This window comes from Kitasatospora sp. NPDC085879, assembly GCF_040686255.1.
In the GTDB taxonomy this organism is placed as follows: domain Bacteria; phylum Actinomycetota; class Actinomycetes; order Streptomycetales; family Streptomycetaceae; genus Kitasatospora.
On sequence record NZ_JBFBJZ010000021.1, the window covers coordinates 22,400 to 35,777 of the forward strand.

Here is a 13,378-nt window from a genome sequence, read left to right on the forward strand (position 1 = left end):
GGGCGCCCGGCCGATCAGTGCAGGGCGCCCCGCAGCGCGGCGATCCGGGTGGTCGCCGCGGTGAAGCCGACCCGGTCCAGCGTGCCGTCGGAGAGTGCCCGGGCCAGCGCCTGCGCCGCCTGCTCGCCCTGCGCGACGTCCCGCGCCGAGCAGAGCATCAGGTCCATCCCGGCCGCCGCGGCCGCCACCGCCCGCTGCCCCGTGTCGCCGAAGCCGTTCAGCGCCCCGGCCTCCAGCGCGTCCGTCACCGTCACCCCGCGGAAGCCCAGCCGCTCCCGCAGCTCACCGCGGACCACGGCCTGCGACAGCCCGGCCGGCCGCCCCGCGTCCAGCGCCGGGTACACCGCCCAGGACAGCATCACCAGCGGCACCCCGACCGCCAGCGCCGCCCGGTACGGCGCCTCCTCCTCCGCGCGCAGCCGCTCCAGCGGCACCGGCAGGGTCACCGGCCCGGTGTCCGTGTTCTGCCCGGCCGGCGCCGTGCCCAGCCCCGGGAAGTGCTTGGCGGTGGCCGCCACGCCCTCCTGCCGTTGCGCGACCGCGAAGGCCGCCGCCAGGTCCGCCACCACCGCCGGGTCCTTGCCGTACGAGCGCTGCTTGGAATCGATGAAGTTGTCCGGGGTGTCGTAGACGTCGAGCACCGGGGCGAGGTTGACGTTCAGGCCGGACGCCGCCAGGTTCTTCCCCGCCTCGGTTCCGGTCCGGGCGGCCACCGCCACCGCGTCCGCGGACTCGCCGACCTGGCGCGCCGACATCTCCGGCGCCCCCGGCAGCCGCCGTACCCGGCCGCCCTCCTGGTCGGTCATCAGCAGCAGCGGCGCCGCCACCGGGCTCTGCCGCTGTGCCTCGCGCAGCTGCTCGACCGCCGAACGGAGGGTCGCCACGTCCGGGATGTTGTCCTTGAAGAAGATCACCCCGGCCGCCCGGCCGGCCCGCACCGCTGCCAGCAGCGGCTCCGGCACGGCGGCCCCGGGGTAGGACCAGACGATCCGCTGCCCGGCCAGTTGCTCGTCACTCGCCGGCTCGGCGGCCGGCGGCGTCAGGGGCCGCCGGGACGGCTCGGCGGAACCGGCCGGTACGGACGAGGGCGGCGGCTGGGTCGGACTCACGGCGGTACTCCCGGAGGCGGAGGCGGACGACGGGGTCGGCGAGGACCGTCCGGCGGACGGCTGTCCGGCGCTGGTCTGCGGCGCGGTCGCACAGGCGGCCATCAGCATCACCAGGGAGACGACCAACCAGCGGGCATGCGACGACACGGGCGCCCTCCTCAGCCGTGACCGGGACCGACCCCTTCACGCTAGACCGCCCCGCCCCGGTTCCACCCCCGGGCCACACCCGCCGTCCGGGCGACACTCCACCGGCACCGTCACGGCCACGGGGCGGCCCGCCGGGGGCTCAGCCCCCGCAGAGGTCCGCCCAGGTCACCTTGCCGTAGGTGGTGGGCGCCGAACCCCACCGGTCGGCCAGCGTGTCGACCAGCGCGAGGCCGCGGTGGCACTCGTCGTCCTCGGCGGCGGTCAGCAGGGTCGGCGGGGTGCGGCACGCGTCCTCGACGCTGATCCGGACCCGGCCGTCCAGGCGGCGCCGGACGGCGACCCGGATCCGCCGCCCCCCGCAGTGCCGGACACTGTTGCCGACCAGTTCGGAGACCACCAGTTCGGCGTCCTCGACGAGCCCGGCCAGCCCGAGGTGGTCGAGGCGGAGGCGGACGAGCCCCCGGGCGAGCTGCGCCGAACGCTCCTCGCACGGCAGTTCGGCGGCGGCGGGCGGCGCCTGGCGCGTCACGGCGGTCGATGACCTCGCGGCGGTCGTCATGGGCTCGCTCCTGCTCTCCCGGGACGGCGGGGGACGCGGCCCGCCGCCGGTGGGGGGAAACCGGGGCAGGCCGCTGGAAGCCGCCGGATCCAGTCCCTCCAACGGCTCACGTTCAGTCAACTCGTTTACTCCACAGAGGAGAACAGTCCATGCTGTGGACAGGGTTGAACCGGTTGAACACGAGTCGAGGCCGACATGGGACGACGCACGCGTACACCGAACGCCGCTCTCGCCGCGCTGATGCGCGAGGCGGACTGGGGCAACGACCAGCTCGCGCGGGCGGTCCGCAGAACCGGCGCCGAGGCCGGCCTGCGCCTCACCTACGACAAGACCACGGTGTCGCACTGGCTGGCCGGGTCGCGGCCGCGGGCGGAGGTCGCCGGGGTGGTGCGGGAGGCGTTCGCGCGGCGGCTGGGCCGGCCGGTGGCGGCGGAGGAGACCGGTCTCGGCGACCGTGAGGCCAAGGACGCGGTGTCCGGCCTGGTGGCGCTCGGCCGGGCCGACATGGACCCGTCCCGCCGGAGCGTCCTCGCCGCCGGGCTGTACTCGGCGGCGCTCGCCGTGCCCGGCTTCGGCGAGGCCGCGGAGCGGATCGACCGGGCGGCGGCCGGCCGCACCGTGCGGATCGGCGACGGCGAGGTCGCCACCGTCCGGACGATGACCGACCGGCTGGCCGGCATCCTGGACGAGCTCGGTGCGGCGCACGCCCGTCCGATGATGGCGAGTTTCCTGGTGAACAGCGTCGGCCCGTGGCTGCAGGCCGCCGGCAGCGACCGGTCGAAGAGCGAGATGCTCTCCGCCGCCGCCGACCTGACCTACCTGGCCGGCTGGTCCGCGGTCTACGAACTCGCCCAGGGCCTCGGCCAGTCGTACTACGTACAGGCGCTGCGGCTCGCCGACCAGGCCGACGACCACGTCACCTACTGCCGCACGCTGCGCGGCATGTCACTGCAGGCCTCCAGCCTGGGCCACGGCCCGCGCGCCCTGGAGTACGCCGACTCGGCCGCGCAGGCCGCGCCCGCCGCCGGCCCCCGGCTCACCGCCTTCCTGCGCGGCCAGCAGGCACACGGGGCGGCGATGGTGAAGGACCGGCGGCAGGCCTTCACCCGGCTCGCGGAGACCGAGGCCGCGCTCTCCAGGGCCGACGGCCGCAACGACGCCGTCGGCGGCTACGACCTGGCGGCGTACCAGTTCCACCTCTCGCACGTGCTGTACGAGCTGGGCGACCTGCCCGGTTCGATCACGGCACTGCAGACCTCCAACCGGGTCCGGCCGCGGACCGAGCGGCAGGGCCGGGTGCACGGCCTCGGCCTGCTGGCCCGCCGCCAGATGGAGTACGGCCACATCGAGGCGGCCACCGCGACCTGGACGTCCTTCCTGGACGACTACGCCGGGATCAGCAGCGTCCGCGGCGACGAGCACTTCGGCGCGCTGCGCAGCGGCCTGCGCCCGCACCTGGGCAACCGGACCGTCGCCCACCTCGACCAGCGGGCCCGCGAGGTGGCCCGGCTGAAGGCCGCCTGAGGCCCGCCCGGCGACGGATCAGACGCCCAGCAGCTCCGGCAGGTCGGCGACCGAGGCCAGCACGTGCGTCGCGCCGTCGGCGCGCAGTCGCTGCCCCTCGTGGGCGCCGGTCAGGACGCCGGCGACGACGGCGGCGCCGGCCCGGGTGCCGGTGACCATGTCGTAGCCGGTGTCGCCGGCCACCGCGATCTGCCGGACGGAGTCGGTGCCGGTGCGCAGCAGCGCGGTGAGCACCATGTCCGGGTAGGGGCGGCCGCGGCCGGCGTCGGCGGGGCAGAGGGTGAGGTCGGCGACGTCCTGCCAGCCGAGGGCCCGCAGGATGCGGTCCTGGGTGGCGCGGGAGAAGCCGGTGGTCAGGACGGTCGTGAGGCCGGCGCCGCGCAGCCGCCCGATCGCCTCGGCGGCGCCGGGCAGCGCGGTGCAGTGCCCGGCGTCGACGAGGTCGTGATAGGCGGCCTCGAAGGCGCGGTTGGCCTGCCGGGCGCGGTCCTCGGTGCCGAAGAGGTGACGGAAGACGGAGATCTTGGACTCGCCCATGGTGGCGCGGACGTGGTCGAGCATGCGGGCGTGCTCGTCGCTGCCGTCGGCGACGCCGAGGTCGGCGGCGGCGGCCCGGAAGGCCTGCTCGACGAGGCCGCCGTCGGCGACGGTGGTGCCGGCCATGTCGAGGACGACGAGGCGGATGTCGGTGCTCATGCGGGGTGTTCCTTACAGGTCGGCGAGGTCGGCGGTGGTCTCGGCGATGGCCGGGGAACAGGTCATGCCGCGGCCGCCGGGCCCGGTGACCAGCCAGACGCCGTCGCGGATCCGCTCGCGGTGGACGACGCGGGCGGTGTCGAGGCACTGGGCGTAGACGCCGGCCCAGCGGCGCCGGATCCGGGGCAGCGGCCGGCCGAGCAGGTCCTCGGCGACGGCGGTGAGGTGCTCGTACGGCTCCTCGACGGTGTCGAAGCCGAAGGGCTGCTCGTACTCGTGGGTGTCGCCGATGGTGAGGCCGCCGTCGACGCGCTGGACCATGAGCAGCTGCATGCGGTGCTCAGCGGCGGTCTCGGTCTGCGGCTGGACGGCCCGCAGGGCGTCGAGGGCGGTGCCGGCGTAGGCGGGGTAGTAGCGGAAGCTGTCCCCGTCGGCGACGGAGGTGGTGAGCGGCTCGCCGAGCGGGTCGGTCTGCATCATCTGCAGCCGGACCCGGCGGACGGGCAGCTCGGGGGCGAGTTCGCGGACGAGGCCGCCCGTCCAGGCGCCGGTGCAGAGCACGACGAGGTCACCGCGGTGCACCCGGCCGTGGTCGTCGCGGACGGCGGAGCTGCCGACGACCTCGCGGACCTCCCGCCCGGGCAGGAAGGTGTACCGGCCACTGGCCTCCAGGGCGGCGCGCAGCGCGGGCTGGGCGGTGCGGGGTTCGACGGCGGCGTCCCGGGTGCAGTGCAGGGCGCCGAGGTGGTTGCCGCGCAGGGCCGGGTTGACGGCCCGGGTCTCGGCGGCGTCGAGCAGCCGGTAGCCGCGCTCGGCGGCCTCCTCGCCCTTCACCACCTCTTCGGCGACGGCGAGTTCGGCCTCGGTGCGCAGCGCGGTGAGCGAGCCGTTGGGCCGGAAGTGCAGGCCGGGGACGCGCTCGCCGAGCCGCTGCCACAGCTCACGGGCGCGCTGCGCGACGACGAGCTCCTCCCCCGAGGCCCGCCCGCCGACCCAGACCAGACCGAAGTTGCGGACGGAGGCACCCCGTGCCTCCGCCTCCCGCTCCAGGTGGACGACCTCGTGACCGCGCTCGACGGCCTGCCAGGCGTGCATGGTGCCGAGCACCCCGGCTCCTACGACGATGACTCTCATGCGGCCAGCCTCGGGCGCCCGGGTGTCCACGGGTCGTCCGGTCGGCGGCCCGCAGATGAACCAGCCGCAAAGTTGTACAGACAAGATGGCCCTACCGGCCACCGGGGTTCAACGGCGCTGAGCGCCCCCGAGCGTTCGACCTGCATGTCGATCAGGTCGGACGGAAAGGACGAGGCCTGGTTCATGTCCTCCATGCGGACTTCACCGTCACCGTTGGCGCCCCGCCCGTACCGCCGTCCGGAACCGGGCCGACCCTAGGACGCCTCGGCGAGGACCCTGAGGCGGCCGTCCCGGACCTCGGCGACCTGGTCGGCGGCGGCGAGGTGGGTGCGGTCGTGGGTGACGAGCACGGTGGCGGTGGAGCGTTCGCGGGTGAGGGTGGTGAGGAGGTCGACGACGGCGGCGCCGCGCTCGTGGTCGAGGGCGCTGGTGGGCTCGTCGACCAGCAGGACGGTCGGCTCGTTCATCAGGGCCCGGGCGATGTTGACGCGCTGTCGCTGGCCGCCGGAGAGCCGGCCGGGGCGGCGGTCGGCGAGGTCGGCGAGGCCGACCGCGTCCAGGAGTTCCAGGGCGCGGGCCGCCCGGGCCGGACGGCCGGCCAGGTGGGCCATCAGCTGGAGCTGTTCGGCGGCGGTGAGCGAGGGCAGCAGGTTGGGCTGCTGGAAGACGATGCCGATCCGGTCCCGGCGCAGCCGTGCCCGTTCGGCGGCGGTGAGCTCCGCGGTGTCGGTGCCGGCCACGACGACCTGCCCGCTGTCGGGGGTGATCAGGGTGGCGGCGACGGCGAGCAGGCTGGACTTGCCGGAGCCGGACGGGCCGACGACCGCGGTGAGGGAGCCGCGCGGCACGTCCAGGCCGACCCGGTCGAGGGCGGTGAGGCGGCTGTCGCCGTCGGGGTAGCTGAGGGTGATGTCGGCGAGGCGGAGGCTCATCGGGTGCTCCCCAGGGCGGTCAGCGGGTCGACGGAGGTGATGCGGCGCACCGCGAGGGCGGCGCCGGCGGAGCCGAGCCCGATCATCACGAGGGCGGGCAGCAGCAGGGTCGGCGCGTCGAGGACGAAGGGCACCGTGCCGGACACGGCGGCGCCGGCCGCGGCCGCGATGCCGCTGCCGATCGCGGTGCCGAGCACGAGCAGCACGGCGGCCTGGCCGAGCGCGTCGGCGGTGAGGCGGCGGGTGGAGGCGCCGAGTGCTTTGAGGACGGCGATGTCGCCGGTCCGCTGGATCGTCCAGACGGTGAAGAAGGCGCCGATCACCAGGGCGGAGATGGCGAACAGGAAGCCGCGCATCAGCTGCAGCGAGCCGTTCTCGGAGGTGTAGGCGCCGATCGCGGCGAGCGAGTCGGCGCGGCTCAGGGTGCGGGTGCCGAGCCTGGTGTCGGCGGCGGCGAGGTCGGCGCCGGGGCCGGTGCGCAGGGCGACGACGGTGGCGTGCGGGCCGCCGTCGGCCGCGCCGGGGGCGATCCGCTGCCAGTCGTCGAGGCTCGTCCAGACGACCGGGGTGTGGTTGTAGGCGGCGTCCCCGGCGACCGCGGCGACGGTGAGGGCGCGGCGGGCGAGGGTGACGGTGTCACCGACCTGTGCCCCGAGTTCCTCGGCGGCGGTGGTGGAGAGCACGGCGGTGCCGTCCTGGACGGGCTGCGGGGCGAGGCCGGCGGCGGGGCGGCTGCCGAAGGCGGAGACCGCGGTGGCGCGGCTGCCTGCGGCGGCCTTCGCGGTGGTGATGCCGAGCGGTTCGGCGGCGGTGACGCCGGGGGTGCGCGCCCACTCCTGCCAGGTCGGCTCGGGGAGGGCGGAGTCGGCGAAGGAGGGTCTGCGGCCGTCGGCGGGGGCGGCGAAGGCCAGGTGGTCGGCGTTCAGGCCGGTGACGGCGGAGATGTTGCCCCGGGCGAGGCCGGCAGTGAGGCCGGACAGCAGTCCGACCAGCACGGTGATCAGTACGACCACCGCCCCCATCAGGGCGAACCGGCCCTTGGCGAACCGGAGGTCCCTCCAGGCGACGAACATGGCGGCGCGGGCTCCTTCTGCGGTGGTGTCGGTGGACGTCCTCCACTCTCGGCTGCGCGCCTTGCCTTCACATCGCGCCGGGGTTCGATCCTCCGGAATCGAAGGGTGGTGACCGGAATCAACCTTTTGATCGATCGGTCGGCCGGGGGCGGCCCGGTACCGTGGAGGCACCATGAACCCCCGTGCCCTGACCCCCGTGCTGCGTGCCGTCAACTGGTGTCTGCACCTGCTGGTGGCCGGGCTGCTGGCGCTGGCCGCGGCCCGGGCGGTGCACGGCGGCGGGCCGGACGCGCCACGTGCGGTGCTCGCCGCACTGGCCGCGGGCGCGGTGTACGCGGCGGGCCCGCTCACCCCCGCGGTGGGCCGACGACGGGCGGCCACCGTGCTGTGGCTGACCGCCCTGGGCGCCGCCTGGCTGGCGCTGCTGGCGGTCAGCCGGGACGGTGTCTGGCTTGCCTTCCCGCTGTACTTCGTGCAGTTGCACCTGCTGCCGCGCCGGGCCGGGCTGGCCGCGGTGCTCGTCACCGCGCTGGCCGCGGCCGGCGGCTTCGCCCTGCACCAGGGCATGCTGGAGGCCGCCGCCTTCATCGGACCGGTGCTCGGCGCGGCGGTCGCCACCGCGACGGTCCTCGGCTACCAGGCCCTGTACCGGGAGAGCGAGCAGCGGCGGCGGCTGATCGACGAGCTGCGGGCGACCCGGGCCGACCTGGCCGCGGCCGACCACGCCGCCGGGGTGCTCGCCGAGCGCGAGCGGCTCGCCCGCGAGATCCACGACACCCTGGCGCAGGGCCTCTCCTCGATCCAGCTGCTGCTGCGGGCCGCCGAACGCGCCCTGCCGGGGGACCCGACGGCCGCCGAGCGGCACGTCCGGGTGGCCCGGGAGGCCGCCCAGGACAACCTGGCGGAGGCCCGCCGGTTCGTCCGGGAGCTGGCGCCGCCGGTGCTGGACGGCCTGCCACTGGCCGGCGCCCTGGAGCAGCTCTGCGCGACCTCCGCCGACCGGTACGGGCTGCCGGTGCACTTCACGCTCTCCGGCTCCCCGGTGCCGCTGCCCGGCCCGTACGAGCCCGCGCTGGTGCGGGTGGCGCAGTCCGCACTGGCCAACGCCGGCCGGCACGCCGGCGCCCGGCAGGTCGAGGTGACCCTCAGCTACATGGGCGCCGAGGTGGCGCTGGACGTGGTCGACGACGGCTGCGGTTTCGACCCGGCGGCGCTCGTCGAAGGCGGCCCGGCGGGCGGCTTCGGGATCGCCGGGATGCGGCACCGGGTGCACGCCCTCGGCGGCAGCCTGGCGGTGGAGTCCGCGCCGGGCCAGGGCACCGCGGTCGCGGCCCAGCTGCCGCTCCCCGCCCCGTCCCGGGGCGGGGAGCCCGCGGCGGATGCGGAGCCGGGCGCGGACGCGGAGCCGGCGGCGCGCGAGGCCTGCCGGGAGCGGGTGTGACCGCCCCGATCCGGCTGCTGCTGGCGGACGACCACCCGGTGGTGCGGGCCGGGCTGCGCGCCGTCCTGGAGACCGAACCGGACCTGGTGATCGTTGCCGAGGCGGCCACCGCCGAGGAGGCCGTCCGGCTGGCGGCCGAGCACCCGGTCGACGTCGTGCTGATGGACCTGCAGTTCGGCGCCGGGATGAACGGCTCGCAGGCCACCGCGGCGATCACGGCGCGGCCGGGCGCACCGCGGGTGCTCGTGGTGACCACCTACGACAGCGACGCCGACACGCTGAGCGCGATCGAGGCCGGCGCGACCGGCTACCTGTTGAAGGACGCGCCGCCGGCCGAGCTGGCCGCGGCCGTCCGGGACGCGGCGGCGGGCCGCACCGCGCTCGCCCCGGCGGTGGCGGACCGGCTGCTGCACCGGATGCGCACCCCGGCGACGGCGCTCAGCCTGCGCGAGGTCCAGGTGCTGGAGCTGGTCGCACGCGGCCTGGCCAACCTGGAGGTGGCCCGCGAGCTGCACATCAGTCAGGCCACCGTGAAGTCCCACCTGGTGCACATCTACGCCAAGCTGGGCGTCGACTCGCGTACCGCCGCCGTGGCCGCCGCCACCGCCCGCGGCCTGATCCGGCGCTGACCCGGAGCGGACCGGTCGCCGGGCACGCTGACGTACGGCGCTCGGGAGCGCGGTCAGGCCGGGACGCCCTCGCCCAGGAACCCGCCGAGCCGCCCGGTGCGGGCCCGCTCCACCAGCGGTGCGGCCCGTCCGGCGGCCGCCGCGAGCAGCGCCCCGGCGAGCAGCCCGACCAGTGCGCCGGCCAGCACGTCGTGCGGGTAGTGCACGCCGACCCAGACCCGGGAGGCGCCCATCAGCGCCGCGGCGATCAGGGCGAGCGCGCCGAGCCGGCGGTTCGCCGTCCACAGGGCGGCGGCCGCCGCGAAGGCGATCACCGTGTGGTTGCTGGGGAAGGACCAGTCGCCGGCGGCCGGGCAGCCCTCCAGGGTGGCGCCGACCGCGAGCTGCCGGCACGGCCGGACTTCCGCGACGGCCGACTTGACCACCGTGTCGGCGGCGTACGCGGCGACCACGATCAGCGGTGCGGCGAGCGCCCGGGCCATCACCGCGGGGGCGGCGCCGCGCGCCTGCCACCAGCCGCCCAGCATGAGCAGGGCGAACACGCCGAGCCCGAGGGCCGACCAGTCGGCGATCAGCCGGTCCAGCCAGTGCGGGGCGGTGCCGGCCCAGCCGACCACCCGGGTGTAGAGGCCGCCGTCGATCCCGCTGCCGTCGTAGGCGAGCAGTGCAGGTGTCATCGGCGGACCTCCGGTGCGGCGTGCGGCGGCGCCCCGCGGGACCCCGCAACCGTCTACATAGATGTAGACGGTTGACACGACTGTAGACGACCGCCGGGCCGCCCGCCGCCACACCCGGCCCCGGGCTCCGAACGGGACACCGCGCCCCGAACGTCACCATCGATCTGACGCAGCGTCACCAGTCGTGCACGGAAGGAACATTCGCGCTCAGCCGCCGCCCGGAAACCACGCGAACCGGCCATCATGGCCGATCCTGGACGGGAATGATGAGAATTCCGGCTCCCTCGGCATGTCCAGATCGAGCAGCCTTACCCTGTCAGCGGACCGGGGAGACTCAACGACGGGGCGGGGGACGGGAATGCGCAGCACACACCGGGCCTTCCGCGGCCACCGCCCACCGCTCTCCGCCGCCGCCCTCACCACCACCTACGACCTCGTCCTCGGCGACGGCCTGCCCGATCCCGACCTGCCCGGCGCCGCCCCCAGACCCGAGATCACCGACTCCTGGGAGCGGCTGCGCCGCCTCGGGCTCGACCCGGACGCCGGCCGCAACGTCCGCCGGATCGGCGTCGCCGACGTCCAGCACCGGCGCCACCAGTCGCAGCTCGACACCGTCCTGCCGATGCTCCGCACCACCCTGCTGGCCCCCGACGACGCGCCTGTCCTGCTCGCCGTCACCGACCCCGAGGGCCACCTGCTCTGGCTCGACGGCGCCCGCCACCTGCGCCGCAACGCCGACGGCATCGGCTTCGAGACCGGTGCCCGCTGGACGGAGGACGAGGTCGGCACCAACGGCATCGGCATGGCACTGCGCACCGAGCGGCCGGTCGCGGTGCACTCCGCCGAGCACTACCTGCGCAGTCACCACGCCTGGACCTGCGTCGCCGCGCCCGTCCGCGACCCGCGCACCGGCCGGCTGCTCGGCATCCTCGACCTCAGCGGCCCCGCCCACCAGGTGCAGCCGCACCTGATGCGGCTCACCGCCACCGCCGCCCGGCTCGCCGAGACCGAACTGCGGGCCGCCCAGCTGGAGTCCCTGCACCGCCTGCGCACCCTCGCCACCGGGCTGCTCGCCCGGGTCAGCGGCCCCGCGCTGGTGGTGGACGGCGCCGGCTGGACGGCCGCCGCGGTCGGCGTCCCGCCCGTGCAGCGGCTGCGGCTGCCCGCCGAGGGCTGGGGAAGCCGCCCGGTGGAGTGGCTGCCGACGCTCGGCGAGTGCGCGGTGGAGCCGCTCGGCGGCGGCTGGCTGGTCCGCCCGCTCGGCGCCTCGCCGGCCTCGGTGGCCGAGCAGAGCACCGGAGCCCGCGTCCGGCTCGACCTGCGGCGGCCCGGCCGGCCCGAGCTGCACGTGTCCGGCGGTGCCGGCAGCTGGTCGCACGTGCTGAGCCCGCGGCACGCCGAGGTGCTGCTGCTGCTCGCGGTGCGCCGTACCGGGATGAGTGCCGCGCAGCTCGCCGAGGCGCTGTTCGGCGACCCGGCGCGCACCGTCACCGTCCGCGCCGAGCTGTCCCGGCTGCGCCGCTACCTGGGCGCCCTGCTGGACCACCGGCCGTACCGGCTGACCGCCACGGCCGCCGTCTCGGTGGACGGCCCGGCCGAGCCGCTGGACCTGCTGGCGACCTCCTCGGCCCCGGCCGTCCGCGACCTGCGCGCGGCCCTGCACGCCGGCACCGCCCGGCTGCCGGACCCGGCGTAGCGGACCGCCCGGTGCGGGGCGCCACGGTCAGCCGGTGGCGAGCAGTTCGGCGAGCTCGGCGTCGGTCGGGCCGGCGCCCAGCTCCTCGTCGGCGGAGATCAGCGCGTAGGTGCGGTCCAGCCAGGCCCGGACCCGCGGCCGGGAGGCCTCCAGCATGGCGCTGCCGTGCGGGGAGTCCAGCGCGATGTGCAGCGTGGAGCCGTGGCAGGGGCAGTAGGCGGGCCACAGTTTGATGTCGCCCTGTCCGCTGAGCGCGTCCAGCCCGTCGCGCAGCAGCTCGCGGGAGAACACCCAGTCCGCCTCGTCGGGACGGCCCAGGTGGAAGGTGAGCAGCACCTCGCAGGGCCGCTCGGTGTCGTACCGGAACCGGGTACGCACCTCTCCCACCTGGTCGTCGTCGAGCGCGATCCGCAGGGTCATCACCTCGTCCAACACCGCTCGCGCGGTGGTGAATCGGCCCGGGTCGTCGCCCGTGGGGGTGGCGGCGATCGGGTCGGAGGGTACGGACAGCGGGTCGCGCGGCATGACGGTCTCTCCGAGGCGGCTGGGGTTCGCTCCAGCCTGCGACACGCGGGCGCGCGCGGCAACGGTTGCAAAAGGTTGCAGCGGCCGCGGGAACCGTACGATTGGACGGTGCGTCAGATATCCGCCACAGTACGTCATTACGGTTAACACATCCGTTGCGTTCCGGGTCTGGCGGCGACCGCGGTCACCGCTGGTACATTCGTGCCCTTGTCACTGCGGCCGGGGGCCCGTGACGAGTCCGGGGGCAACGGCATCGGGTGGGGAGGAGGGGAGCCGGTGGCGCTCCGCGAGGACACCGGGCCGGTCCGCACGGCCGTCCGGTACGGACGGCACAGCCGGCCCAAGCCGATCGGGGGCAGGTTTCGGCTGCCCACCATCCGCTTCTCGGGCGCGGCGGTGGCCATGTCGACCGTGGTCGGCATCAGCGTCGCGACCACCTGGTTGCTGAACGAGCAGCAGGGCGTCGGGCGTCGACCGGGGATGTCCAACGTCGGCGCCAGCCCGCCGCTGCCCAGCTCGGACGGCCACGGCAGCGCGACCGCCGTCCCCGCCTCGGAGACCCTGCACACCGCGCCCACCGCGCCGGCCCGCAGCTCGCACACCGGCACCGCGCCCGCGCCCGCCTCCGGGCGCCCCTCCACCGCGCCGTCCGGCAGCGCCACGCCGTCCGCGGGGGCACCGAGCGGCTCGCCCTCGCCGTCGCCGTCCGGCTCCGCCACCACCGGCGCCCCGCCCACCGCACGCCCGGTCGGCCCGGAGCCGGTGCGGCCCACGCCCACCGCGCCGACCGGCACCCCGGGCCCGGGCAAGCCGACCGGCCTCGAACCGCTCTCCGGCCGGGCGAGCGTCGAACTGATCGGCCCGGCCGGCACCCGGCACACCGTGCTGCTGGAGGTGCGCGAGCCGATGACCGCGCTCCAGGTGGAACTGCGGCTGATGCGCCCCGACGTGCTGCCCGGCACGGTGCCGTCGACCAGCCTGCCCGGCGCGGTCACCACGGTCTCCCAGGAGCACGGCACCCTGGTCTACCGGTACACGCTGCCGGCCGGCCTGGACATCGAGCCCGGCACCTACACCTTCGAGGTGCTGGGCGCCCGGCTGCCCGGCACCGGCCGGCCGTCGGGCACGTCCCAGGAGACCTGGACGGCGTCCGCCTTCGTCCCGCTCGGCCGCGACCCGCACGCGGTCGCCGTCCGCGGCGTCTTCGAGTGGCCGCGCGGCTCCTGACCGTCGCCG

The 13,378-nt window shown here is 76.1% G+C and carries 13 protein-coding genes; 5 read left to right on the forward strand and 8 right to left on the reverse strand.

The window, feature by feature from the left end; all coding sequences use genetic code 11:
• Window positions 1-14: 14 nt before the first annotated feature.
• Together AB0P35_RS17855 and AB0P35_RS17860 are read right to left on the reverse strand one after the other, a co-directional pair.
• Entirely contained in the window at window positions 15-1,256 is a 1,242-nt protein-coding gene (locus AB0P35_RS17855; RefSeq protein WP_363511646.1) for a glycoside hydrolase family 3 N-terminal domain-containing protein, read from the reverse strand.
• A gap of 139 nt (window positions 1,257-1,395) precedes the next feature.
• Complete coding sequence (locus AB0P35_RS17860) at window positions 1,396-1,815, reverse strand: ATP-binding protein (RefSeq protein WP_095872727.1); 420 nt, start codon at window positions 1,813-1,815, stop codon at window positions 1,396-1,398.
• A gap of 195 nt (window positions 1,816-2,010) precedes the next feature.
• On the opposite strand from AB0P35_RS17860, the gene AB0P35_RS17865 reads away from it, so the two are divergent.
• On the forward strand, window positions 2,011-3,339 hold the full coding sequence (locus AB0P35_RS17865; RefSeq protein ID WP_095872728.1) for a hypothetical protein: 1,329 nt from the start codon (window positions 2,011-2,013) through the stop codon (window positions 3,337-3,339).
• Between the two features lie 18 nt (window positions 3,340-3,357).
• Here the strand turns inward: AB0P35_RS17865 and AB0P35_RS17870 are convergent, their stop codons facing one another.
• From AB0P35_RS17870 to AB0P35_RS17885, 4 genes are all read right to left on the reverse strand, one after another.
• Window positions 3,358-4,035, reverse strand: a complete 678-nt coding sequence (locus AB0P35_RS17870) for a phosphonatase-like hydrolase (protein WP_363511648.1) — start codon at window positions 4,033-4,035, stop codon at window positions 3,358-3,360.
• Window positions 4,036-4,047: 12 nt separating this feature from the next.
• Complete coding sequence (locus AB0P35_RS17875; RefSeq protein ID WP_363511650.1) at window positions 4,048-5,169, reverse strand: TIGR03364 family FAD-dependent oxidoreductase; 1,122 nt, start codon at window positions 5,167-5,169, stop codon at window positions 4,048-4,050.
• Between the two features lie 254 nt (window positions 5,170-5,423).
• Complete coding sequence (locus tag AB0P35_RS17880) at window positions 5,424-6,101, reverse strand: ABC transporter ATP-binding protein (protein ID WP_363511652.1); 678 nt, start codon at window positions 6,099-6,101, stop codon at window positions 5,424-5,426.
• Window positions 6,098-7,174: an FtsX-like permease family protein gene (locus tag AB0P35_RS17885; protein ID WP_363511654.1), complete on the reverse strand. Its 1,077-nt coding sequence runs from the start codon at window positions 7,172-7,174 to the stop codon at window positions 6,098-6,100. Before AB0P35_RS17885 ends, AB0P35_RS17880 begins: the two co-directional genes overlap by 4 nt.
• A gap of 172 nt (window positions 7,175-7,346) precedes the next feature.
• Between AB0P35_RS17885 and AB0P35_RS17890 the strand changes: the two genes are divergently transcribed.
• On the forward strand, window positions 7,347-8,615 hold the full coding sequence (locus AB0P35_RS17890; RefSeq protein WP_363511656.1) for a sensor histidine kinase: 1,269 nt from the start codon (window positions 7,347-7,349) through the stop codon (window positions 8,613-8,615).
• Window positions 8,612-9,244, forward strand: a complete 633-nt coding sequence (locus AB0P35_RS17895) for a response regulator transcription factor (RefSeq protein WP_363511658.1) — start codon at window positions 8,612-8,614, stop codon at window positions 9,242-9,244. Before AB0P35_RS17890 ends, AB0P35_RS17895 begins: the two co-directional genes overlap by 4 nt.
• A 53-nt stretch (window positions 9,245-9,297) precedes the next feature.
• On the opposite strand, the gene AB0P35_RS17900 is transcribed toward AB0P35_RS17895, so the two are convergent.
• Window positions 9,298-9,921 carry a phosphatase PAP2 family protein gene (locus tag AB0P35_RS17900; RefSeq protein WP_363511660.1) on the reverse strand — a complete coding sequence of 208 codons (624 nt, stop codon included), beginning with the start codon at window positions 9,919-9,921 and terminating at the stop codon, window positions 9,298-9,300.
• A 358-nt stretch (window positions 9,922-10,279) separates the two neighbouring features.
• Between AB0P35_RS17900 and AB0P35_RS17905 the strand changes: the two genes are divergently transcribed.
• The gene (locus AB0P35_RS17905; RefSeq protein ID WP_363511662.1) at window positions 10,280-11,617 is read left to right on the forward strand and encodes a GAF domain-containing protein; all 1,338 of its coding nucleotides are present in this window, start codon (window positions 10,280-10,282) and stop codon (window positions 11,615-11,617) included.
• Window positions 11,618-11,644: 27 nt separating this feature from the next.
• Here the strand turns inward: AB0P35_RS17905 and AB0P35_RS17910 are convergent, their stop codons facing one another.
• Window positions 11,645-12,142: an SsgA family sporulation/cell division regulator gene (locus AB0P35_RS17910; protein WP_179419348.1), complete on the reverse strand. Its 498-nt coding sequence runs from the start codon at window positions 12,140-12,142 to the stop codon at window positions 11,645-11,647.
• A 276-nt stretch (window positions 12,143-12,418) separates the two neighbouring features.
• Here AB0P35_RS17910 and AB0P35_RS17915 point away from each other — a divergent pair, with 276 nt between their 5' ends.
• The gene (locus AB0P35_RS17915; RefSeq protein WP_363511664.1) at window positions 12,419-13,369 is read left to right on the forward strand and encodes a hypothetical protein; all 951 of its coding nucleotides are present in this window, start codon (window positions 12,419-12,421) and stop codon (window positions 13,367-13,369) included.
• Window positions 13,370-13,378: the final 9 nt, after the last annotated feature.

Bases quoted from the DNA above. Each gene is read 5' to 3' on its own strand.
- AB0P35_RS17860 (WP_095872727.1), bottom strand. From the start codon at position 1,815: ATGACGACCGCCGCGAGGTCATCGACCGCCGTGACGCGCCAGGCGCCG.
- AB0P35_RS17865 (WP_095872728.1), top strand. From the start codon at position 2,011: ATGGGACGACGCACGCGTACACCGAACGCCGCTCTCGCCGCGCTGATG.
- AB0P35_RS17870 (WP_363511648.1), bottom strand. From the start codon at position 4,035: ATGAGCACCGACATCCGCCTCGTCGTCCTCGACATGGCCGGCACCACC.
- AB0P35_RS17875 (WP_363511650.1), bottom strand. From the start codon at position 5,169: ATGAGAGTCATCGTCGTAGGAGCCGGGGTGCTCGGCACCATGCACGCC.
- AB0P35_RS17880 (WP_363511652.1), bottom strand. From the start codon at position 6,101: ATGAGCCTCCGCCTCGCCGACATCACCCTCAGCTACCCCGACGGCGAC.
- AB0P35_RS17885 (WP_363511654.1), bottom strand. From the start codon at position 7,174: ATGTTCGTCGCCTGGAGGGACCTCCGGTTCGCCAAGGGCCGGTTCGCC.
- AB0P35_RS17890 (WP_363511656.1), top strand. From the start codon at position 7,347: ATGAACCCCCGTGCCCTGACCCCCGTGCTGCGTGCCGTCAACTGGTGT.
- AB0P35_RS17900 (WP_363511660.1), bottom strand. From the start codon at position 9,921: ATGACACCTGCACTGCTCGCCTACGACGGCAGCGGGATCGACGGCGGC.
- AB0P35_RS17905 (WP_363511662.1), top strand. From the start codon at position 10,280: ATGCGCAGCACACACCGGGCCTTCCGCGGCCACCGCCCACCGCTCTCC.
- AB0P35_RS17910 (WP_179419348.1), bottom strand. From the start codon at position 12,142: ATGCCGCGCGACCCGCTGTCCGTACCCTCCGACCCGATCGCCGCCACC.